At 37.5% G+C, this 20,711-nt stretch carries 18 protein-coding genes; 5 read left to right on the top strand and 13 right to left on the bottom strand.

Going from position 1 to position 20,711, the window contains the following annotated elements:
* Positions 1-133: 133 nt before the first annotated feature.
* The 3 genes from BLW49_RS24850 to BLW49_RS24840 form a co-directional block, all read right to left on the bottom strand.
* Positions 134-3,286 (bottom strand): TraM recognition domain-containing protein, encoded by a 3,153-nt coding sequence (locus BLW49_RS24850; RefSeq protein WP_090727554.1) that lies wholly within the window; start codon positions 3,284-3,286, stop codon positions 134-136.
* Positions 3,287-3,586: 300 nt separating this feature from the next.
* The gene (locus BLW49_RS24845) at positions 3,587-4,522 is read right to left on the bottom strand and encodes a thermonuclease family protein (RefSeq protein ID WP_244533609.1); all 936 of its coding nucleotides are present in this window, start codon (positions 4,520-4,522) and stop codon (positions 3,587-3,589) included.
* A gap of 48 nt (positions 4,523-4,570) precedes the next feature.
* Positions 4,571-5,344: a hypothetical protein gene (locus tag BLW49_RS24840; RefSeq protein ID WP_090727552.1), complete on the bottom strand. Its 774-nt coding sequence runs from the start codon at positions 5,342-5,344 to the stop codon at positions 4,571-4,573.
* A 538-nt stretch (positions 5,345-5,882) separates the two neighbouring features.
* Here BLW49_RS24840 and BLW49_RS24835 point away from each other — a divergent pair.
* From BLW49_RS24835 to BLW49_RS24825, 3 genes are all read left to right on the top strand, one after another.
* Entirely contained in the window at positions 5,883-6,242 is a 360-nt protein-coding gene (locus BLW49_RS24835) for a hypothetical protein (protein WP_143042160.1), read from the top strand.
* 100 nt (positions 6,243-6,342) lie between these two features.
* The gene (locus tag BLW49_RS24830) at positions 6,343-6,687 is read left to right on the top strand and encodes a helix-turn-helix domain-containing protein (RefSeq protein ID WP_090727549.1); all 345 of its coding nucleotides are present in this window, start codon (positions 6,343-6,345) and stop codon (positions 6,685-6,687) included.
* Positions 6,609-7,490 carry an IS3 family transposase gene (locus tag BLW49_RS24825; RefSeq protein ID WP_090727547.1) on the top strand — a complete coding sequence of 294 codons (882 nt, stop codon included), beginning with the start codon at positions 6,609-6,611 and terminating at the stop codon, positions 7,488-7,490. Before BLW49_RS24830 ends, BLW49_RS24825 begins: the two co-directional genes overlap by 79 nt.
* Before the next feature lie 60 nt (positions 7,491-7,550).
* Here BLW49_RS24825 and BLW49_RS24820 read toward each other — a convergent pair whose 3' ends face one another.
* Both BLW49_RS24820 and BLW49_RS24815 read right to left on the bottom strand, forming a co-directional pair.
* A complete protein-coding gene (locus BLW49_RS24820) occupies positions 7,551-8,357 on the bottom strand; it encodes a hypothetical protein (protein ID WP_143042159.1) in 807 nt (268 codons plus the stop codon).
* 74 nt (positions 8,358-8,431) lie between these two features.
* On the bottom strand, positions 8,432-9,814 hold the full coding sequence (locus tag BLW49_RS24815) for a helix-turn-helix domain-containing protein (protein WP_090727543.1): 1,383 nt from the start codon (positions 9,812-9,814) through the stop codon (positions 8,432-8,434).
* Positions 9,815-10,400: 586 nt separating this feature from the next.
* On the opposite strand from BLW49_RS24815, the gene BLW49_RS24810 reads away from it, so the two are divergent.
* The gene (locus tag BLW49_RS24810; RefSeq protein WP_090727542.1) at positions 10,401-10,814 is read left to right on the top strand and encodes a hypothetical protein; all 414 of its coding nucleotides are present in this window, start codon (positions 10,401-10,403) and stop codon (positions 10,812-10,814) included.
* A gap of 1,094 nt (positions 10,815-11,908) precedes the next feature.
* Here the strand turns inward: BLW49_RS24810 and BLW49_RS24800 are convergent.
* The 3 genes from BLW49_RS24800 to BLW49_RS24785 all read right to left on the bottom strand — a co-directional run bounded on the left by BLW49_RS24800 (position 11,909) and on the right by BLW49_RS24785 (position 15,119).
* Positions 11,909-12,310, bottom strand: coding sequence for a hypothetical protein (locus BLW49_RS24800; protein WP_090727539.1), 402 nt, complete (start codon positions 12,308-12,310; stop codon positions 11,909-11,911).
* Positions 12,311-12,684: 374 nt separating this feature from the next.
* Positions 12,685-13,350, bottom strand: a complete 666-nt coding sequence (locus BLW49_RS24795; RefSeq protein ID WP_090727537.1) for a hypothetical protein — start codon at positions 13,348-13,350, stop codon at positions 12,685-12,687.
* Between the two features lie 752 nt (positions 13,351-14,102).
* Positions 14,103-15,119 (bottom strand): helix-turn-helix domain-containing protein, encoded by a 1,017-nt coding sequence (locus BLW49_RS24785; RefSeq protein WP_090727534.1) that lies wholly within the window; start codon positions 15,117-15,119, stop codon positions 14,103-14,105.
* A 723-nt stretch (positions 15,120-15,842) separates the two neighbouring features.
* Between BLW49_RS24785 and BLW49_RS24775 the strand changes: the two genes are divergently transcribed.
* A complete protein-coding gene (locus tag BLW49_RS24775) occupies positions 15,843-16,910 on the top strand; it encodes a PDZ domain-containing protein (protein WP_090727530.1) in 1,068 nt (355 codons plus the stop codon).
* A 145-nt stretch (positions 16,911-17,055) separates the two neighbouring features.
* Here the strand turns inward: BLW49_RS24775 and BLW49_RS24770 are convergent, their stop codons facing one another.
* From BLW49_RS24770 to BLW49_RS24755, 5 genes are all read right to left on the bottom strand, one after another.
* Complete coding sequence (locus tag BLW49_RS24770) at positions 17,056-17,592, bottom strand: DUF3841 domain-containing protein (protein WP_090727529.1); 537 nt, start codon at positions 17,590-17,592, stop codon at positions 17,056-17,058.
* A gap of 62 nt (positions 17,593-17,654) precedes the next feature.
* On the bottom strand, positions 17,655-17,921 hold the full coding sequence (locus BLW49_RS24765) for a DUF7662 domain-containing protein (protein ID WP_090727528.1): 267 nt from the start codon (positions 17,919-17,921) through the stop codon (positions 17,655-17,657).
* A 215-nt stretch (positions 17,922-18,136) separates the two neighbouring features.
* On the bottom strand, positions 18,137-18,814 hold the full coding sequence (locus BLW49_RS24760; RefSeq protein ID WP_090727527.1) for a hypothetical protein: 678 nt from the start codon (positions 18,812-18,814) through the stop codon (positions 18,137-18,139).
* Between the two features lie 991 nt (positions 18,815-19,805).
* Positions 19,806-19,964: a hypothetical protein gene (locus tag BLW49_RS28945; protein ID WP_170862567.1), complete on the bottom strand. Its 159-nt coding sequence runs from the start codon at positions 19,962-19,964 to the stop codon at positions 19,806-19,808.
* Positions 19,965-20,163: 199 nt separating this feature from the next.
* Complete coding sequence (locus tag BLW49_RS24755) at positions 20,164-20,631, bottom strand: hypothetical protein (RefSeq protein ID WP_090727526.1); 468 nt, start codon at positions 20,629-20,631, stop codon at positions 20,164-20,166.
* Positions 20,632-20,711: the final 80 nt, after the last annotated feature.

Below are 20,711 nucleotides of genomic sequence, written 5' to 3'. Positions count from 1 at the left end.
AGAATATAAAAGGTTGCCGGAAAATAGAAAAAGCACCTCGACACAGGCAAAATGCCTAGTGTGCGAGGTGCTTCCCCGTTCCGGTCTATTTGATTACTTTAATGATAGTTCTCATGGGGAAACTTGTCAACTATTAATCATCATCGACCTCAGTATCCGCCAGTTGAGCAAATTTTGTGAGTGCTATTTCCTGTTGAGTTTGCCGGTTTCCTCTTTTATCAGGGGCAACAAGGTCGAAAATCTCAGGATCTACTGGCGGAACTTTTTGTGGCTCATCAGAAGATTCCTCAATCTGATCAGAAGGAGCGGCTACTTCACCAGGGGAAGTTGGCAGCAATACCGCCACCTGTTTAGAGCTATCTATTTCAATATCTTCTAGAGTCCATCCATCTGTTGATGTTTCATCAGCTGGGAGAAGAGAATTATGCTCTTCTGTAACAGTCTGATTCACATCAAGTTGATCAAAGAGAGTGTTTAAGGATTTTTCCATTTCTGCAGGCAATCCGGTGCCATCAGAATTATTACTTTCGCTTCCGTCCTCCTTACTCACATCTGCCACGACATCTTGTTCAAAGGATTCTCTCTCTCTTTCCATCGTATTATCTGTAAAAAAGCTGTATTCAGCCTCCTCTTCAGGAGTAAGTGATACTTTTGTGCTGGAATGTTCTTCATCATCCTCAATAGGATGAAGCTCAACTTCGATGGGAGATTCCTCATAATTAGACTTAGACACATAGTTTGACACACTATGATGTTCAGTTCCAGTCAAAGGCAAGGATTCATTCCTTTCGACATTTTGAAGCCCTGCCGAAGTTGTAGTGCTGACAGGTACAGGAGCTGGATTTAAAGGCGCAGCTACAATCTGCTGCTGCTCGGCAGGAGAGGTTGGAAGCATTTCAACATCCGTTTTCTCTATTGTCTCACTTGCCGATTCTTGCACCATTTGCCTTGGTCCCTGCTCACCAGCATTCGTATCATTGAATAAAGGTCTAAGTAAATTCATGTGTGAAAGCATGTGAGCCGTTACGGCAATCGGTTTGTGATTCTTCGTTTCAAATTCGATTTGACCTATATTAACAAACTTTTTTATGAATTTCGTTTCATTAATAAACTTACCATAAGACATAATCGGAGAGCGGACACTACCATCTCCATCAACTAAATCGACAATGAAATGTTTGAACTCCTGCTCTTTGATATCTGTCGGAGAGAAGCGAGCAGCAAGTTTACGTTGTGTATTGTAACGCATGCCCCAGGATTGGTTAGGCATACTTACCGGTGTGGTCGATTCATTCATAGACTCTTCTACCTGTGGTTCTTCTCCGAAATGTTTTGAAAATCTTTCGTTATCTTCGAATTCTCCACCACCAAACACCGTTTTATTACGAGCAGAGTTCATGACTGTGTTGTCAAAACCTTGCTTAACTACCTTCAACTGGCCCAGAGACTGGATAGCAATTAGTGTCCCGACCTTAAATGAACGTCCAAGTGTAAGTAAGCGGACAAATGCCTCGTTTATATAGAGCGGGAATTCGTCAATGTTGAAGAAAATAGGACATCTTTTAATACCACTCTCATCTGGTGGTCGACGGAAGACGCTGGACTGAAATTGTCGGATAAAAAATTGACCGAACGATAAACTCAATTCTTCCAATTCGCCTAGAGCTGTGTTTACAAGGAGAACACCGCCTTCTTCCAGAAACTTATCGATATCAAGCGCTTGCTCTCCTTCGTTGGCTACCATTAACTGTGAAAGCATTGTATTCATGACAATGTCGTTTAGGTATTTTTTAGCTCCGGTTACGAACTTATCCTTCTTGTTCTCAACGACTTGGTATCCTTCATACTTATGCCCAGATTGATAAACGACTGGATGAACTGAACCGTCTTTCTCGCGATAAGTCTTGTAATCCAATATGTCATTCTCAAAATAAGAAACTATACGATCATAACGTTCAAGATCAGATTTCTTATCAGGATCTAAATCTGCTGTCATTAATTCTTTATCAATTGCTGCTCTAACCTGTTCCGTCATATTCGCAAGATATCTAGGGTCGCTATACATCTGCTGCATCTGAACAATGGAAAACAAATTTCCATAACGGATTTTACCCAGCATAGTGTATAAGCTTGCTGTCTCATTTTGTTGTCCTTTAAAAAACTCATCCTGATCTCCGGCAAGTGCATCAAGCACACCTCGGAATGTTTCAGCAGCTGCCTCTAGTGGACCAACGAACGGATTAAATTTGATGGAGCGAACAAGGTCTGTCGGGTCAACAATTTTGATTTTATGGGCAGGAATTCCAAGCTGCTTACAGAGTTTCTGAACATCTCTGATCAAATCACCCTTTGGTTCTAATACGACAATACCCATACGTCTTCCGCGTGCTATCCTGATCAAATCCTGAGTAATACGAATGAGAATAGACGTGGATGTTTTACCTGTGCCTGTAGCACCTACAATCAATTCGTGAAGATACCGGGAGTTTTCACTTAGAACAATGGGTTTGTTCGTATCTTTTTCCCAACCGACAATGACGTCACATGTTTTACCACGAAGAGTAAACGATTGGCTTGCGAGTAATCCGAACTCCCACTTATAAAACATGTCTTGCACGTCTTCATTACGATAAAATTCTTTCGCAATTAGATACACCGAGAATAATGATATGAAAACCGGTACACACATAAGAACATAGCCGAAGCTTTCCATTGATCTCACGACTAGGTAGTCCTTATCGGACTGAACTGTTGTAAAGAAATCAAACAAATATTGTCTGACGTACCACGCAAAAATAGAACAAAATGTAAGTATAAAAGGTATCCCCGATAAAATAGCAGCTCCTTTGCGCCCACGCCTCGATGTCCAGCTAATCCATGTGTCATAGCCCTTCATAATTGGCTGCGTAGTCGTCGAGTACAACCAAGTCAATAATGGAAGATTGAGCACAACGATAATCCAAAGTGCGAGATTGTGATGCAACGGAACATAAAAGAATTCTAGCAGGGAAACATAAGGTCCATTAGGATTTTCTAAAAATAGATTAAAGAATCCAATCGGACCTGAATCAACATTAAACCACTGAGCGAAAAATATTAAGAATGACGAGTATCCTAACCAAAGGTTAACAAAGATGAGAATAGTAACCGCTATTGTGTGGAAATAAATACGGTACCATTCAGCCAGTCGTTCACGATTGTCTACCCACCATTTTCTCGTAAACGAACGCAAGCTCGGAGGCATGGTCTCTGCGGTTTTAGAGTCGGTGAAAGATGTTTCTTCCATGTGTCACCATCCTTTTTGTATATTTCTTGAATATAAATGAAAATCTTATTTATCCCCCTCCTAAAAACAAAAAAAGAAGCACCAGATACAGCTGTTGCGCTGTAACTGGTGCTTCCAGTTTCGAGTATTCAGTTTACTTTTACTAATTATACTTCACAGTTTGTTGGCTAGACAAGCACAGGTTTCTGTAGATTCTCAGAATCATAAGTACATTAACATTGGGCTTATGCTTTACATTTTACTCTGTCGTTCCGCTCTCCTAAACCTGAGCTGTACTACTATTAACAAAATTATGTGTCTCTATTTCTCACATCCGACGCCGTCCCCGTCTCGATCTAAGTGAGTGCTATATCCTGGATCCCCTGCATAAATGGGATCAGCTCCAGCCGCCCTAACTGCTGAACAATTCTTATAGTAAACGTTTGAAACTACCTCTTCTTCGACAACCTCTACTTGTGGTTCTTCTTCGATTATAGGTTCTTCCTTAACGATGACAGGTGCTTTTATCTCAGGCTCTGGCTCAACAAACCCTTCCTCCTGGACATAATTTTCTATACTCCATATTCCTTTAGATGCTTTCTGCGCTGTTTTTTGGATCTCCTCAAACTGATCAACATACTTTGTATTCGGTGGATATATGTATGCCACACGTGCTAAACCATACTCTAACAACTGTTCATTTAGCATCTTATCATTTACCCATACATAGGCCAGTAGTCTCCCGTATTTATCACGTTCAGATACATCGAGCTCTAGTTCGATGTCCCCTTTATTAGTTTGTTTCTTCACGAAATTAGATGCGTCTTTCCCGAAAGGCTGAACTTCTTTTTGTGGATGTACAGTTTCTGGTGTGTCGATAAGCAGCAATCGTACTTTCTCTTCTCTTCCTTCTACCTCTACATGAAGTGTATCTCCATCAATCACTTCTATAAGAGTAGCAGGAAGCCTTCCACTGCCAATAGGTTCAGAATTGTCATTTGTATTCACTTCTGTTGTTTCTTTTGGTTTAGCTTCTTCACTTACATCCTCAGAAGTTCTAACAACTTCCGTCGTTGCTTGATCCGAATTTTTGTTCACTTGTTCAACTGTATTAGTCTCAACATTAGGTACTGTTGATGCGGTTGGGGAATGTTCAGTGGTTGAGAATGATCCTAAAAAGATAATTAACGATAATCCCGCAAGACCACCAATAATATAACTTGTAGTCTGCTTCTTACCATCGTTGCTTCGGAACAAATAAAAAACAGTAAGAGAATAAAATCTATTCCCTTACTGTTTGTGAACTTAATCAACTGCAGCATTTAATTTTAATTTCTTATCTTTAGCAGCGCCAGTGAGCTGTCTGTAACTTACGTAAAACATTAAAAAGAAAGCATTAATCGGTACTATACAATGCCTGTAGTACTTGCGATCATCAAACCAATTAAAAGAGGTTTCAATCGATGCGCGTCCTTCATAATTACCTTTTACAACAATTGCTTTATCCCATGGACGAATATAAACATTTTCTCTTTGAAGTTCGGATGCTGGTATGATAACTTTATAAGTTCTAGGCCCATTCTCTAACAAATGTGCATTCTTAAAAGAAGGAAAATAAGGCTCGTTTTCGTTCCTTTCATCACAGAGGTGAAACCAAACAAACTTATCTCCACTTTCTCCTCGCTTCATCGAATAGTTCGAGCGAAAACTTGAATTGCCGTGAAGTTGAATAATTCCTGTAACCTTATTTTCCTTAACAACATCTCCAGACAAATGATTAGTATAATGTATTAGATTTTTGCTTTTAATGTAATTCCATTCATTGTCTTTAACACTACGGGTAAAATATCTGCCACACATTATATATAGAACAGTATATGCAGCATGTAATATTATCGGGCATAAAACAGCACTAAATAGAGAGTAGACAAAATTATTATACAAAGGGTTTGCTGTGCTCGTATTTAGTAGGAAGAATACTACGCTAAAAGATAATAACATCTCGAAAGAGAAAAGTACTGGAATAGTAACATTAAAAATCATCTTTCTTCGGGAATAAAGTTTACTTTTATTCAACATATAAACCACCTCTTAAGTATGATATCGGTACATAGCTATTAATTATTTTGCATTGGTTAAATCAATTAAAACCTCCTTCGCTCATTAAATATCTATAATAAAAAAAGCACCTTCCCAGAGAATATGACACGAAAAAAGTGTCTTCTTCATCTAGAAAGATGCATTTGGTCAAATTTTTGTAATGCTATAGAAATAGCCTATTCATCGGTTAATCGGGAATTTAACAATAGAATGCTTCCTCGCGCATGCAGGAAGTAATTTAAAAGGAAAGTTAAAGGTATACAATAATTATAACACTTTGTTTACCGTCTCTACTAGTTATATTTAGAATTTGTCATCCCATTATAATGTTGAGTGAAGATGCAGGGGTTCTATAGTTTTAAATTTGAGTGTTGTAACAAAATCAAGGTACAATAAAGTAAAGCAGGTATAGGAGTCAGCTGCTACATAGATTAAGATTAATGAATCAGAATAAAAACTAGGCATTAATCATTCCAAGAATAACGCATTGTTTGACATTAAGAAGGGAGGGTGTTCCTTGAGAATGAATGAACTTGAGACAAAGGCGCACTCAAATAACAAAAGAAAGTTAGAACTTCTTCGCGACCTCATAGAAATTGTTTCGACTCGAGATCCGATTGATTATTCTAAATTCAACCCCAAAAATAAAAATAAAGTCACCATTGAGGAACTAGTATTACTTAATGAGGAAAAAGACAAAGAAGTAAAAGCGTTGCAAAGCGCTTGGGAGGAATTAGAAGGCCTTCTTTTTAACGATCTTCAAATCACGCTGCAGGAGAAGAATCAATTAGCCACTTTCCTGGGTTACAAGAAAAAGGAAGAGAAACAGAAGAAGCAAAGTCGCGGGCGCAATAGACAAGTATGGCGTGCCGACTAAAAGAAAAAACACCATTGAGGAAATGAACTGCACCCCTTAGAATGGACATTGGAAAAACCCCTGGGTTTAACCGATGAAATTCTAGGGGGTGCATTTTTGTATGGCGATCAAAGGTCAAAAGTTTAGGACATATTCTGAGGAACTCAAGTTGGAGGCCATTCGTTTGCACATAGAAGAGAAATGGACCTATCGACAAATCAACGACCATTTCGGAATTCAAGATGAGGGTCGAATGAAGCGGTGGATGCGTAAATATCGTGAAAAGGGTGAATTTGGTCTGTTGGATCAACGTGGAAGGCGGAAGGAATACATAGATCAGGAGCGATATGTTCAACAATTGAAACGGGAAAATGCGATGCTAAAAAAGTGTTTGAAAATCTGGATGCGGGAGGAAAAGAACAACGATTCAAGCTCATCGAACAAACGGCGGACATCGGCCAAGTAGTCGAACAATGTCAGCTTCTTGGTGTCTCTAAAAGTGGTTACTACGCCTATTTGAAGCGGAAAAGGGAAGATCGAGATGCCGAGGCTAAACAACTCATTCGCAAAGTGTACCAACGATACGAAGGAAAGTATGGATATCGACAGGTTCAACTGTTCTTGTGGCAAGATGAAGGGGTTTGGATGAACCACAAGAAGGTGCTACGCCTGATGCAAAACCTTGGCCTTCGAGCGAGCATTCGCCAGAAACGTCGATTTAACATGACTTATAAGGCTGCCGAACGTGTAGCTGAGAATCTGCTTCAGCGGAAGTTCACTGCCGAAAAACCAAACCAGAAGTGGGTGACAGATGTGACTCAATATCGGGTTGGCGAGCGCTGGCTCTATCTTTCAGCCGTGAAAGACCTATTCAACAACGAAATTGTGGCTTACGAACTTAGTCAGCGGAATGACAATGAGTTGGTGCTTCAAACATTTGCCAAAGCGTTCTCCAAGCAAAAAAACGTGACTGAATTGATCGTTCACAGCGACCAAGGATTCCAGTACACGTCTCATGCCTACCACGACATGCTGCCGAAGGTTGGCGCCCAAATCAGCATGTCTCGCCGGGGCAATTGTCTAGACAATGCCTCTATGGAGAGTTTCTTCTCGCATCTCAAAACGGAAGGACTCTATCCTTATGATATACGAAATCTGCTAGAGGCACAAAGCCGAATCGAGAAATATATCCGTTTTTACAATCGAAGACGGCCGCAGCGTAAATTAAACAAACTGACGCCGATAGAATATCGACGTCAGTTTGGATAGGTGTTTTTTCAATGTCCACTAAATGGGGTCTTGACCAAAAAACTCAAGGTGTTTTTTCTTTTAAAATCTGTTATTTAGCCTATCCAATTGCTTGCGCAGCTCGTGTGGGTGATGGATTTCCACATATCGATATACAAACTCCTCATTCCCAAGTAGAAGGAGAGCCCGACGTACGCTCTTTTCAAGTTTCACCCCTCCGGGTTGATTTGAGTAAAACTCTCTTACCGATCCACTATCCGCGCCTTCCAATACAATTAGTACGAAAAAGTCCACTGATCCATCGGTATATTTCTCTATAAGATATGTCGATGTATTACCTCGAAAAATCATCCGTTGAAACGGAATTGGAGGAACAGGTAATGTATTGAGGCTTTCAGGACTTAGGTCCAGATCAAGAAATTCAGATGAATATGCGTTATAATTTCGCAACGCCTCAAAATGATGTAATGAATGGATTTGAGATAACCGACCGTAAAATGTTGTGATTATAATGTTCTCATCATCATTTTCATATGTAAAAATGATCTCCCGATCAATAATGCCAACACCATTAGGTTGAAGTTCTACTCGGCCGAATTGGTTAAAAAGTAAGTTTAGTTTTCCTTGCAAGCAAAAAAAATTCATCCGGCTACTACTTACTCGCTCATTCCATCTTTGTAAAGCATGATCAGTAATAATGATCTGTTTATTATCTGATGCCCTTTTGTCTAATCTAGATAAGATAAGGGACTTCATGGATCTACTTTGGAAATAGCCCTCAATGGATTCAAAATTATCGTTATTATGAAATGGACTTAGAGTGCAGAAATATTCTTGTATAGTAATTGTTTTAACAAATTTAGATATGACAGACTTCATTTTCCCCACGCCTTCCTCATCTACTTAAACCATTTTAACAAAAATTTATATGATGGTTTAAAGTAGATAACTATGCAAGCATTTTAGTACCTCGGCTGAGGTAAAATAGTTAATAGCGAGCATTCAAGGTAGTTCTTTTCAGAATGTGTTTCCTCGAAGATGGTTAATGCTTCATCAATAAGAGGATTCATTCTCACAGAATTCAATCTTCCCAGCCTATAAAGTAAAACAGCTTTCTCCGGTGATTTATCTTCTATGCTAAAGAAATCTAACGCCTTCTCAAGTGCCACTTGCTCTTGAAATATGTCCTGCGTAGTTTTTGATATAAGAAGTGCGTCCAATTCATAGGCTCTAAATCCATTCTGAATACCATGTATATCAATATATTTTTTGCAGGTCTCAATCATTTCTCTAGCATCTTCATAATTATCGTTCTTAATCTCTATTTCAATCAAACGATATAAACATTTTAGTTTTTGCGGAATGATATTAGATGGTACATTCAACTGAAAAAATTCTTTAAGGTCTGAAAACATATATTGGAATAAAATCCCTGGGCGAACCTTGTGTAGAATAAAAATGAGTTCCAAGGAATTAAACAGACTGCTTAGATCTTTTTGTCGTTGAAACCAATTCATTGAATCAAGCAAAAGTGTTTTGGCTTTCTGATATCTACCTCGAATCCAGTAAGTAATGGACAGCAAATACGATGCATGATAATAAGCCTGCTCGTTTTTTCCTTTTGTGATCTCCATGCATGAGTGCACGTGGTACTGAGCAAGATCTAAGTATCCTATGTGTAAATAGATAATCGTTAGATTAAAATGCACATTTGAATAATCAAGACTTAACACTTCGGTATTTTTGTCTGCATAATTCAGGGCTTCCCTTAATACTTCAATGGCCTCAAATAGTTTCTGTTCTTTTACTAGTAGAGACGCTAACCCATTAAAGGATCGCATTTTCAGTTCGACGATGTCACAGTCCGAACTTTCTGCTGCAGAGATCGTTTCCCTATAGTAATCCTGAGCTAAATCTAGGTCAGAAACGTCGCGATAGTATTCAGCCCATACAAAATGTAGGTGAATAAGCATCTTATTATTAGGTATTTTTTCAGCTCGTTGTTGCAACTCATCCAGCGTTTCATTTAAACCATGAAGAAGTCCTGCACTTAGTTTATGTTTTGCAAAACTTATTGCTTGTTTCAAACTTTCAAGCTCATCAGAAAAAGAATCTGATTCGTCAGCTAAGAATACTTCTACGGGTTCATTTAATGCATTTGCAATCTGCACTAATTCCTCATAAGGGAACTTCGCTCTTTTCCCCTTCTCGATGTTACTTAATTTTCCTGTTGCATAACCTAGGACTTGAGAAAGTTGAATAATGGTGATTTTTTTGCTTTTTCGAATCCTTCTGATATTCTTACCAATTATCTCTGGATCTAAGATTGTATCGTATTCGAACATATCATCATTCCACCCCAAAAATTAGTAAAGACAGCAAATGTCAAAATATAATTATACCCTCTACATTAAAAACTATAATCTATTATGTCAAAATATATATATTCCCCTTCACTCAGACTTTTATTCATAGATAATATACCCTGAAGCTACTGAAGTGTGTATAAGATAGTTTCTAGGAAAGAGAGAATAAAAATTAATTATTTTAATTATTCTGAATAGATACATGGTGGAGGAAATATCACACATCCACACTTCATAGATATAATTGCACTTTCAATAAAAATGAAGATTTTGAATATGCAGTACTCTTTCTGAACCTTACCAACAATAGTTCTGGATGTAGCAACAATTTCTCCGAAGTGAGATTCGAATTTTTCATAGCATCCGCGGAGGAAGATATGTTACCAATAGTTTATTGGAACTGTCTAGTTGCATTTTATAATATAGCTCTGCACAGTAATCATTTATAGCTCCAGCCTCTTCATTGAGACTATCCTTTTAACCCTCTCGAAAGATGAAAACCTTCGAATAACCTAATAGAATGATCACATACAGACTTCTCAACATAAAAGGAGCGTGAAGCCTAATGCAGGTATCCATTCAAACTATCATGCAGCTGCCTGAAGAATATAAATTCATTCTGAGAACAATTTGGCATCCCGAGGAAGGCGATTCTTATTTCTTTCTCAATTCATTAAACGAACCGAGTCCTGTGATGACATTCGTAATCGGGAACCGTATTCAGTTTGCTGAAAACCAAAACAATTCATATCCATTGTTTAGCATACATCAAATGATGAATATTATTGAGGATTATGGCGGATACACACTCTATACGAAGCTGGTGAATAAGGCTTCTTCTATAAATGAGTTGTTTTGTATTCTCTGGGATGCGATCGTTTGTATTCTTGATGATGGTGAATCACCAGAATACTGGGGATTAACCATCCCTACCTTCGAAAGAAAATACTCAGAATTCGAATTACCCATTTTACTATAACTAATACACTTCGATACTAATCCTTACTATAACTTCATTAATTATGTACTGGAAGCACCATATCATTGCGCATGCAGTGATTTGGTGCTTCTTGTATTTTCCAAAGTTACTTAGAATCACTTTTTTCAAATTATGCAGGATAGATTTTCTTTCTTCTTCAGGTCGATGTATATTTGATTCTAATTAGGCAGGACTCTCCAAGAATTATTAAAAAAACTGATTCGCTATTCTAATCGGCTTTTCTATGCCTAATAAAATCTTCTAGTCTTCTTAGTTTATCATTATTTCACCTATCTATAGTGGATTATTCTTTTTCTAATTCCGGCCAGAAGAGAAGAGGTGACCCAAAGGTGACCTAAAAATCAACTATCGGTCACTCTGTTGGAGAGCTCTTTAATTCTCCTCTTAATTAAACGAATTTCAACTATAATATCTTCTTTCGCGTCAGAAGAACAGTTTGATATACGTCTTAAAAGAATGTCGCTTTGTTGTTGGAACATCTTAACTTCATCAGGTTCAATCACTTTATCTATTAACGACTCAAGATGATGATACTGTTTAAGATAATCGTTTTTGTTAATCTCATTATAGAAGTCAACCAAATATTTCAGCTCGTTTTGAAGTAACTGTAGATAGATTTTGAGAAAATCGATTTCATTACTACCACTACGAAGGTATGTGAATCGAGATTTCACATCGGATATAGATACGACTATTAGAATCGCCCTCCTTCTTCTAAGAAATATATATACCCTGTTGAGTCAGTAGGGTACCAAAAAATTATCTTATGATTTATAATGCTCTTTTTTTACTCCTATGTCATAGTGAATATACGGTCGGGAGCATCGACTGTTTACCATTACTATAATTCCTAATTCAGTGAAATTCCCTGATCTCTTTCTAATTAATAATGTGTACGGTAGAAACAAAAAAAGCACCCAACATTGGCATATGCCAATATCGAGGTGCTTCCCCGTTCATGTATTCAATTTTCTTTATTATATCAGATGATTATTTTCTGTAAATGAAAGCACTCTAGAAAGAAGTATTGATAAAAAAGTCAGGGCAATGACTCTGGTCGTAATTAATCAGAGTCAATCCCAGTCTTCTACAAACTCTCCAAGTCCTTCATAGTGGCTAATCATTTCTTCCAGTTCCCAGAGTTCCATATGCTGATAGTAGTCCTTCCATGCCGTTAATCTGCCAACTTTTATCATAGATTGTAAATGTTCGAGCCATTCAAATTGTTTTTGTGCGAGCTGTTGGAACCATAATGCTTCATAAAATTCTCCTGAATCCAAAGCTATTTGAAGTTGCTGCTGGCAGTAATTGATTGTCTCAACTTTTCTCTTAGCTAGATAATTCTTTGCAATGGGTAGTTGAAATAACAGAAGTTTTCTACGCTTAATGATGCCTTTTTTCTTAAATCCAGCTCGAATGAAGCAATATCCCGGCACTTCACTAGAAACTTTTTTGGCATCAACGTAAGTGATCATTCCTGATGCCGGAAAAACATGACCCCATTCACATATAGTGGCATAGACAGCCCAGTTAGAGGCCCTCCTCTACATTTATTTCCTTACATTCAACGCTGCATTCAGGGCAATATGGTTCATTGCAACATCCGCCATCAGCGTGATCATGTGCTGAATTAGTTACACCAGGTGCTCCATCTGCATGCAAGTTTGTATAAGTCCCATCTAGATCCATTCGAACATATAAATTCAGTGCATCCTGCTCTATACAAAGATGTGTTTCTCCACAATAATCAAATGATCGATATTACAATCATTAGGGCACCGCATTTCCCTTGTTCTTGCCCTATTAGTTACATTAAATTCTTTCATTTCGTAAATTCTATTTTCTCTTTTCATCTCAACAGACTGGCATCGAGGTAAGATATGTAATCTTCATCACTTCGGAAAGCTCCACTAAATGGGCCTTCATCTAAATCATCAAATGAGGTTCTTCTTTGCGGAAACATCTTCTCTAACCTATCGAGAAGCGGATGTTGGTTTTCATCTCCAAGGAAATTGATGCTTGTGGATCCAATAAAGAAAATCTCTGAAGTGTTTGTAATCTGATATATACCGGTAACAAGTTTAGGATCACATAACCATTCATGAAACTCAAAAAGGTCTTCAGTGATTACATGAGTTAGAAGATGACCGATATAAGGTTTTTCGTCTGACACCTTGCGAACATTAAAGCCTACCAAATTATGTACAGGCCCGAAACCATTAGAATAGCGAAGAGAATTCAGTTGATTCAATTTTCGATCATACGCTTCTTTATATAAAATCTGATAAACTTGTGAGTTCGGTTTCAAGTCAGACTGAATATGAAACCCATCATAAATAAAACCATTGTTGATAAAGAAAACTCCTTCCTGACCAGCAACTGAGAACATGCCTCTCTCCTTAGCAAATGAATATTCCTTAGGTATTTCCAAACTACATTGTGATCTAGGATGTTCTAAAGAATTTCCGATTTTGATGATGGTTAAACCTTGAAAATCATAAGTAATAGCTTCCATAGTTAATTCCACTCCTTCAATGAATTTTGGTTATAGAGGCAATAAAAAATACACCTCAACCAATGATCAAACCCAACTGGGGGAAGCATGCAAAAAACATGTTTGATCACTTGTTGAAGTGTATTTTGGTTAGAATGGTCCTCATGCCCAAGCGAGAACAAAAATTAATAAGAAAAGGTATGTTTTTATTCTATCATCAAAGCCAGTTCATGGAAAGTAATTGTGTTGAAATATGATCAATTCAATGATCATTTTAATGATCAAATTAATGATTAATCAAATATTCAATTTAGTATTCAGTTTACTGTGTATCTGTAATTAATCAAATGAAAACGGTGCCTCTACATATCGAGTAGAGGCACCGTTTTCAACTTGATCTCCTTAGAAGGTTTTCACCTGCAAGCAGGAGCCTCGCTCCTGTCCATACTGCATCGTCTGGAACCCCATCGTACCGGTACACAAAGCTAACCCCTGAAATTAATCCGAGTTTGGCCGCTCTATGCAGTAGTGCAATAAACTGATCACCGGTAGATTCACCAGGTTTAAAAGCTAAACGTAAGTCACTTATAGGATTCTCCATATTTGGATTAGAATCATCTAAGCGAGCAGCAATCTCCTCCAGCAAGACTGCATTGATAACGGGCGGTAGTTCATCCCCATCACTCCCTCTATAAGATGAATAAGTTCGTTCTTATTATAGACCAGACAATGGCGATAACTAACGAGTGAAGACTGATATTCTCTTAATTATCTCATTTATTCAATCTATTAAATATTGAAGCAGACCTCTGTAATAGATCAGCTGAAATATCATTTTTGGGGCTATGGCTAGACTCCGCACTTTTCAGTTCTTTGTACTTATCCAGCACTACCACGTCATGTAGTAGCCAAATATTACCTGATAGTCGAAATAAACCACTTTCTTTATAACGGTCAAAAAGTCCCCTGGCATTATCTCGTCGAATTGTACCTAGTGGGAGGCCATGCTTCTTCTCAGCCTCAGAGGTTGTCATTACATTAGTAACGATTTCCTTACATTTAGAGCATATCGTATACGTACCAAAGAATGTGGGCTTACCTAGTTCTTTTAACCACACTCCACATTGGGAACAACGATACGGCAGTCTCCCCCCTTGAACTCGATCCACCTTTGTTTGTAGATCTTGGATTTGTGCTTCGAGACTAAACAACTGAGAATGGGATTCAGGAAATGGTCGTAGATCTTCCAGCAGCTTTTTCTGTTTCCTCAGCACCTCTAGCTGATTAATTAATTCATCGATCCACGAATTCATTACGTTATGTTTTTTTCGTCCAACACGGTAAAAGATGACACCAACAATCTCATGTACCAGCCAGCATTTCTCTGATTTCCTCACAAGCCCTACTTCCTGCAGTGGTTGGAGTGGACCATTACAATCTTGTTTAAGAGTTCCCGGGCTTGTAATTCCAAACTGTTCCTCAAGTTCTGTAGTCCCCTTCACCTGATTAATTGTTTTAATGCAACGCGGACATATTTGAAAGTGACCATTGCTGCCGAGAGTTACAGGGGTGTCTTCGTCATAAATCGGTTGCTTACAAAGATTACAAGATAGATAAGAGAACTTACGGTTTAAGCGTTCTTTCCGTAACTCGTAATCGCGAATTTCAGCCTCTATCCTGAAAACTTGGTATGGGGCATCTGGTAGCATTTCAAAATGTTCTAACATCAATTCGAGCGTTTTTTTAAGCTCCTCTTGACGATTATTATAATCACCAATAATCGAGGTCATAAGAAAGCCTCTTTTCTCATTTGATATGATATGGAATTTATTATATCTTAAACGAACCGTAATTTAAAAAACAAGAACCGTTATCAGATCATAAAGACACGATCTCAACTGTATGTAACCTGGCTCAGGACAAGAACTTTTGACTGTGACTTACGATCGTGTTGAAACAAAGTTCCCGACCCAAATTAAAAAGAAGCAGCTGCCTACCGGCAGACTACTTCTTGCTGTTTACTAACCTTTCCTTCTAGCTTAATGAAGACTAGACATGATATCAATTATCTTCATGAAAGAGCGACACGAAGCATTTCGCTAATATTGGTATTTAGCTATGTGTTCCTCAATCTGGTGGAGGATATCCTCTGAATCAACCATTGATTCAATCTTTGAAATCAAAGTCTCACCATGATTATTCTTTTTTGTTAGGTCAACCCCTGACTCAATCATTATATCCAAAGTATCAAGAAAAACATCGATAGGTATATTACCATTTCTATTCCTTTCATAATGGGCTATCATTTTCTTTATTCATAGTTTCGAGTAAATGCAGGGTTTGGAATTGTCCGTATCCTGGGGTCGGAGCTAGGTAATTAGGTTAATGCACAATATGTGGAATTATTGTACCATTTAACTGGATAAAAAATTACAACACTAGTAGATTCTTTGATCGGTTACATAACTGTTTATATATATAATCGGAGCAGGCGCTTAAATACGGGGTGAACGATGGAACGATATAATCGAAGAAAACGAATGGTGAGAATAATGACTATAATAAACGTGTGTCTATTGATTGCCGTGGGTTTTATGTGGTATCTTCAACGACCACTCCCCTCACCAGAGACTTGGATCGCTCCAGGTCATATTGTTAAAATTGATGACTTCATAAATGCAGAGCCGATCTCCAAGGTAAAAAATATCTCCTTGAAAACTAACTTGCATATGACCTACGTAAGAGAGGTGGAGGTAACAACACGATGGAACCGTTTTGCACTGAATCTCAATGGGTATGAATTGAGAAATACTAATAGTCATTTTTCTTCATCAGATACAGTGACTGATTTTACTAAAAACGATCTCAATATTCTTGGAAAGAAGTTAGTTCCCTTTATGAAACACGATATTATTAAGGCTGCTATGGTCTATCATAAAATAGAATGGGAAGAAAAAATATCGCGACCTATCGTAATTCATCATCCCGAAAAGTTTCAAACTGGAGTTCCGCTACAAGTTGGAGACGAAATTATAGAATTGAACGGTGAGCCTATCGAATCTACAGATGATATATACTTTTTTCTTAAATCATTTCATATCGGTGATACCGTAACCGTTAAGGTGCAGCGGAAAGGCAATATTATTAGAATCCCTATTGAGATAAAAGAAATGGACAGTAGTGGCCGTGCAACATTAGGAGTATATTTGAAACATCAATTCACATTTGATGGTCTGAATGATGATGATGTGATACAACTTGATCGAACTTATATAGGAGAATCTGGAGGATTTATTCTTACACTCGGTCTTATCCAGAAGCTCGAGCCTAGCGTTGACTTGTCTAAGGGTAGGATAATCGCAGGCACTGGCGGGATTACACGAGGCGGAGATATAAAGCCTATCGGGAACCTTGATTTAAAAGTCCTTACGGCAGTAAATGAGAATGCTGATGTTTTCTTTTATCCGAAATTTCAAGAGGCGCAAATAGAAGAAGTACGAAAGGCTTTCTCAATTGGTGACATAGAACTAATTGGTGTACGAAATATTTCTGAGGCAATCAAATATCTGACAGAAACTTAGATGAAAGTGAAAATAAGCGGGCAAATTGCGTGCCCGCCTCTCATCTGATTTACATTGATTTAGATTGAATGACCTTGATTATATATCCCCTATTAACAAGATATCGGCTCTTTTGCCCTCAGCTGTTTTCAACTCCTGCTTACATTCATTTCATGCGACTTTCATCTGCAGATTTTCGAGTTACAAAGTGTTCTACCTTTTTCACTTTATCCAAGTAAATACGTCCTGTTGTTCCTTGTCTCCATTCACCATTTCCAGCCCATTTAGTATCAACATTCCTATCAAACTCAAAAATTCGTTCCCAGCTTTCTTCTAATGTAGTACTTAGTTTTCCATTATCAAAATCTTCAGCTTCTTTTTCATTATCTGAGTTAAAAAAATTATTTAACACCATATGCCATCCATCGAAGTCAGAAATAAGAACATCTTTCTCATCAATATCCAAAGTTAATCTTACACATTTCGTTCCACCGATGAAGTGACCAGTACTCCTCATGTCGGGCTTCTTCGGCCATAGCCATATGGGATACTCACCTTTATAGTTGGGCAATCTCTTATGCATTTGTTGTATCATCCATACATAAGGATCAGGAAACATCGCTCGCTCTGGTTCACCTTCTAAATAGCCTATAGATTGAGCTGCTTCCCAGGCTTCTATTGTTTGCATACTCCAATAAATCATCTAACTGCTTTCCCTTCCGGTTTTCTATAAACATATAGTTTAATTAGATTATTGTTAAGCGTCTATTCTCTTATGAACGTAATATATTCTCCTTGCTTACTCTTTGATACGTCTGTCTGCCATCCAACACTTAACCAGGCGTGACATTGTCTTTTGGGGGACGATTTATTGTTGCTCCACCAAGTCCTCCAACTTTTATCATACGCAGAATTTGGAAAGCCGTCAGGATCTATTTCTTTTACTAATTCATTTAAATGTTCAATCTTTAATGTCGCTTGATTGTTGTCTGTTAATTGAAGAACTCTAGATATATTTTCAAATTTAAACATTTGTATCATATCTCCTTTCGGTGATTACTGTATATTACCATGTAGGGTGAAAATTCATCTAGTAATTGGAGATATGTGATTCAGTATTGTGATTGAAAGCAAATCTAAAGGATTTTAATCATCCATGTTAATTACTCATCGTCTTAATTACTCATCTGTCGATTACAATTGATTTATGAGCTTTACATCGTACTAACGGCTGCCTTCATTTACGTCTAATTGTTATTATTCAAAAATGCTATTGCATCTTCAATACGATAAAAGATATTAGACCACGACTCCCACCCTTTGGATAAGAGGTATGTGCCAGAACTTCCGGGACTCACATCTACCAGACGGAAGGGATATTCATCTGAAGTGGGTGGATCGTATCTTTCTAGACGGTAGGGTAATATTCTTTTCTCAGATGCCTTGAGATCCACAACATATAAAATACTTCCTACCGGAACCGCTTCGTAAAGCTTTCTGTAATTTTCCTCGTAATTAGAAGATTCCAACGCATTCACCCAATTCATGAACAATTCAAATGTGTTACGGTCAAATGTCTTTGCCTTCAATATTTGGCAGGATTCCATTTTTAACAATAGAATGTACCCTTCGCTACCTCCTGGTCCAAAAGTAAATTCTGATATTCTCCCCTCGGTCTCAGTTGAAAGTTTCTCCATTTCATCTATGGTATACATCTCGCCATAGATTTCAATCTTCCCTTCATTTTTTATTGCTGCCGATGTGTAGTGAGTCAAGGACATTCGATCTAAGAAAGGATTATGAACCCACTCAACATGAAGATCCTTCGTTAAATATGATATCGCTTTTTTGTAATTAATCTTTGCTCCTAACACTTTACCACTCCTCGTTGAAAGAAAATAAAAAGAGAGACTGCCAGCATTCATTGTCTGGTGCCCCTCTTAACCAATATGCGGTTAATTAATCTTGCTCGTATATCTAACACACGATTTGTTCATTGTTGTCTCAGTCCATAAAGTAGAGTTTTTCTCTTATTGACTCCTCACCTATAGGTTACGGTAACAGCAGTTATCAGCTGCTTCACATTACTTAAATCATATCATTATAATTTCCATTGGATCTTAATTAGGCATCACACAAATCGCCTCCTTTTTTATAATCTGTGTTTCAGGTGTAAACAAAAACACCTGACAAGTTTCCAAAGAAAGACACACTGATAGTGTTGATTTTCTTTAGGACCTTGTCAGGTGTTTCTAATGAATAGAACGCTCTCCTATGCACTTGCTGGAGAGAGAATAAGGAGAATCATATATTTCCATATTTTTATGAGAACTAAGACACTTGCCATACCACTAATCAATTCTTAAAGTAGTGGATGAATATCTTTGTCTTTATTTTTATCTTCGCAAGGTGCAAGTGATTATTTTGAAGATAGTCCAAAATTATTGATATCCCTAAACAGCTGTTTGAACAGGCATAAAATATATTGCTCAAAAATTTGCGGGTTATTATTGTCCCTTATATAATTTAGTTAAGGGTTATCCTTTTCTTTTCTCCTATTGGGTTGTAGGACGAAAAATGCGCATTAACGGATAGAGGAGGTCGAGTCACTTTCGTTGACTCGGCCTCTTCTCATTAACTCACATATATGAAAAATCCTTATCCAATTCTATTGAGATTTTGAGTATCAAATCATATGGCTATCATATGTTTGTATTTTACCCGATCGTTTAGTATATTAAGAATCTAAATCTACAAGTTAATAATTTTCATGATGAAGTGTTTATTTGATTAAATTAGATATTGCGTTTGATAAATTTATTAAGTTAGTCTTATATAATGCATTCCCATCTGTTTTGTTAGTTAGCTACTACACATTTAACTTCGATGATCTGCCGCACAAAATAATAATTGTGTTTAGTCATCTTCTTCAGGGCCACGCATGATTAGATCAATCTCGTCTTCAAGTGGCAATTCATCGTGAGCAAATTCAAACTTCATTATTTCAATAGCTTCTGACGTATTGCAGTCATGATTCTCCATAATTGCGTCTAATCTTCTTTGATACATTGACAACGTAATCATCCCCTATTAAATAATAAAATGAACTTTGGTGGTCGGTAATCGAATGAGTACATAACTCCTTTTAATGAACCACCAAATATTAATTTCTACAAAACCATTCGTTAAATTTAAAATTTATCATGCTCAATTTACTAACCCCCTGCTTTGTGGTGATATGCCTCCTTCTCTAATGTCATTCAAAATTTCTTCTTTAGTATGCAGCTTCGAAATCTGCAAAACGTTGTTTGAAGATCTCGAATTCATGTCCTGTTAGCATATCATCATAAGCTTTGATTTGATCTACAAAATTAGATATTGGCTGTTTATTGATACTCATCAAGATCCTCGCCAAATTGGAAACACTCGAAGGACCGTTCACAGTTATAGATTCTACTTTTGTGTAACTGTCATCTTCTGCTCTTTTATAGACAGCATATTCCTGATATCTATTGGGATCCGAACTCAGTGAGACGTTGTAAAGAAGTAAGGACTCTATTTCGAAGTATTTGTGAGGGATCTGTGATTGATTACGAAGCTTATAAGCAAGTGCATAGAAACAGTCATAACTTCCCTTCTTTTTGATTCCTGTTTGGTGGCAAAGGATACTTTCATTTTTTTCAATTTCCTCAGCTGTATGCAACAATTTATCGCAATGTGTGTATTTTACATGTTCTATCATATATACTTGGCCTCCGTTTAATAAAGATTGCAGGATATGACCCGCTACTGAATAGAGTGAAGTTATTACAAGAGAGCACC

Source organism: Paenibacillus sp. PDC88, from assembly GCF_900106725.1.
Lineage (GTDB): Bacteria > Bacillota > Bacilli > Paenibacillales > Paenibacillaceae > Paenibacillus > Paenibacillus shunpengii.
This window is presented reverse-complemented; position numbering and strand designations above follow the sequence as displayed.

What these genes read in the sequence shown, in the direction of transcription:
- BLW49_RS24850 (WP_090727554.1), bottom strand. Translation starts at nt 3,286, where the DNA reads ATGGAAGAAACATCTTTCACCGACTCTAAAACCGCAGAGACCATGCCT.
- BLW49_RS24840 (WP_090727552.1), bottom strand. Translation starts at nt 5,344, where the DNA reads ATGTTGAATAAAAGTAAACTTTATTCCCGAAGAAAGATGATTTTTAAT.
- BLW49_RS24830 (WP_090727549.1), top strand. Translation starts at nt 6,343, where the DNA reads ATGGCGATCAAAGGTCAAAAGTTTAGGACATATTCTGAGGAACTCAAG.
- BLW49_RS24815 (WP_090727543.1), bottom strand. Translation starts at nt 9,814, where the DNA reads ATGTTCGAATACGATACAATCTTAGATCCAGAGATAATTGGTAAGAAT.
- BLW49_RS24810 (WP_090727542.1), top strand. Translation starts at nt 10,401, where the DNA reads ATGCAGGTATCCATTCAAACTATCATGCAGCTGCCTGAAGAATATAAA.
- BLW49_RS24800 (WP_090727539.1), bottom strand. Translation starts at nt 12,310, where the DNA reads ATGATCACTTACGTTGATGCCAAAAAAGTTTCTAGTGAAGTGCCGGGA.
- BLW49_RS24795 (WP_090727537.1), bottom strand. Translation starts at nt 13,350, where the DNA reads ATGGAAGCTATTACTTATGATTTTCAAGGTTTAACCATCATCAAAATC.
- BLW49_RS24785 (WP_090727534.1), bottom strand. Translation starts at nt 15,119, where the DNA reads ATGACCTCGATTATTGGTGATTATAATAATCGTCAAGAGGAGCTTAAA.
- BLW49_RS24775 (WP_090727530.1), top strand. Translation starts at nt 15,843, where the DNA reads ATGGAACGATATAATCGAAGAAAACGAATGGTGAGAATAATGACTATA.
- BLW49_RS24770 (WP_090727529.1), bottom strand. Translation starts at nt 17,592, where the DNA reads ATGATTTATTGGAGTATGCAAACAATAGAAGCCTGGGAAGCAGCTCAA.
- BLW49_RS24765 (WP_090727528.1), bottom strand. Translation starts at nt 17,921, where the DNA reads ATGTTTAAATTTGAAAATATATCTAGAGTTCTTCAATTAACAGACAAC.
- BLW49_RS24760 (WP_090727527.1), bottom strand. Translation starts at nt 18,814, where the DNA reads ATGAATGCTGGCAGTCTCTCTTTTTATTTTCTTTCAACGAGGAGTGGT.
- BLW49_RS24755 (WP_090727526.1), bottom strand. Translation starts at nt 20,631, where the DNA reads ATGATAGAACATGTAAAATACACACATTGCGATAAATTGTTGCATACA.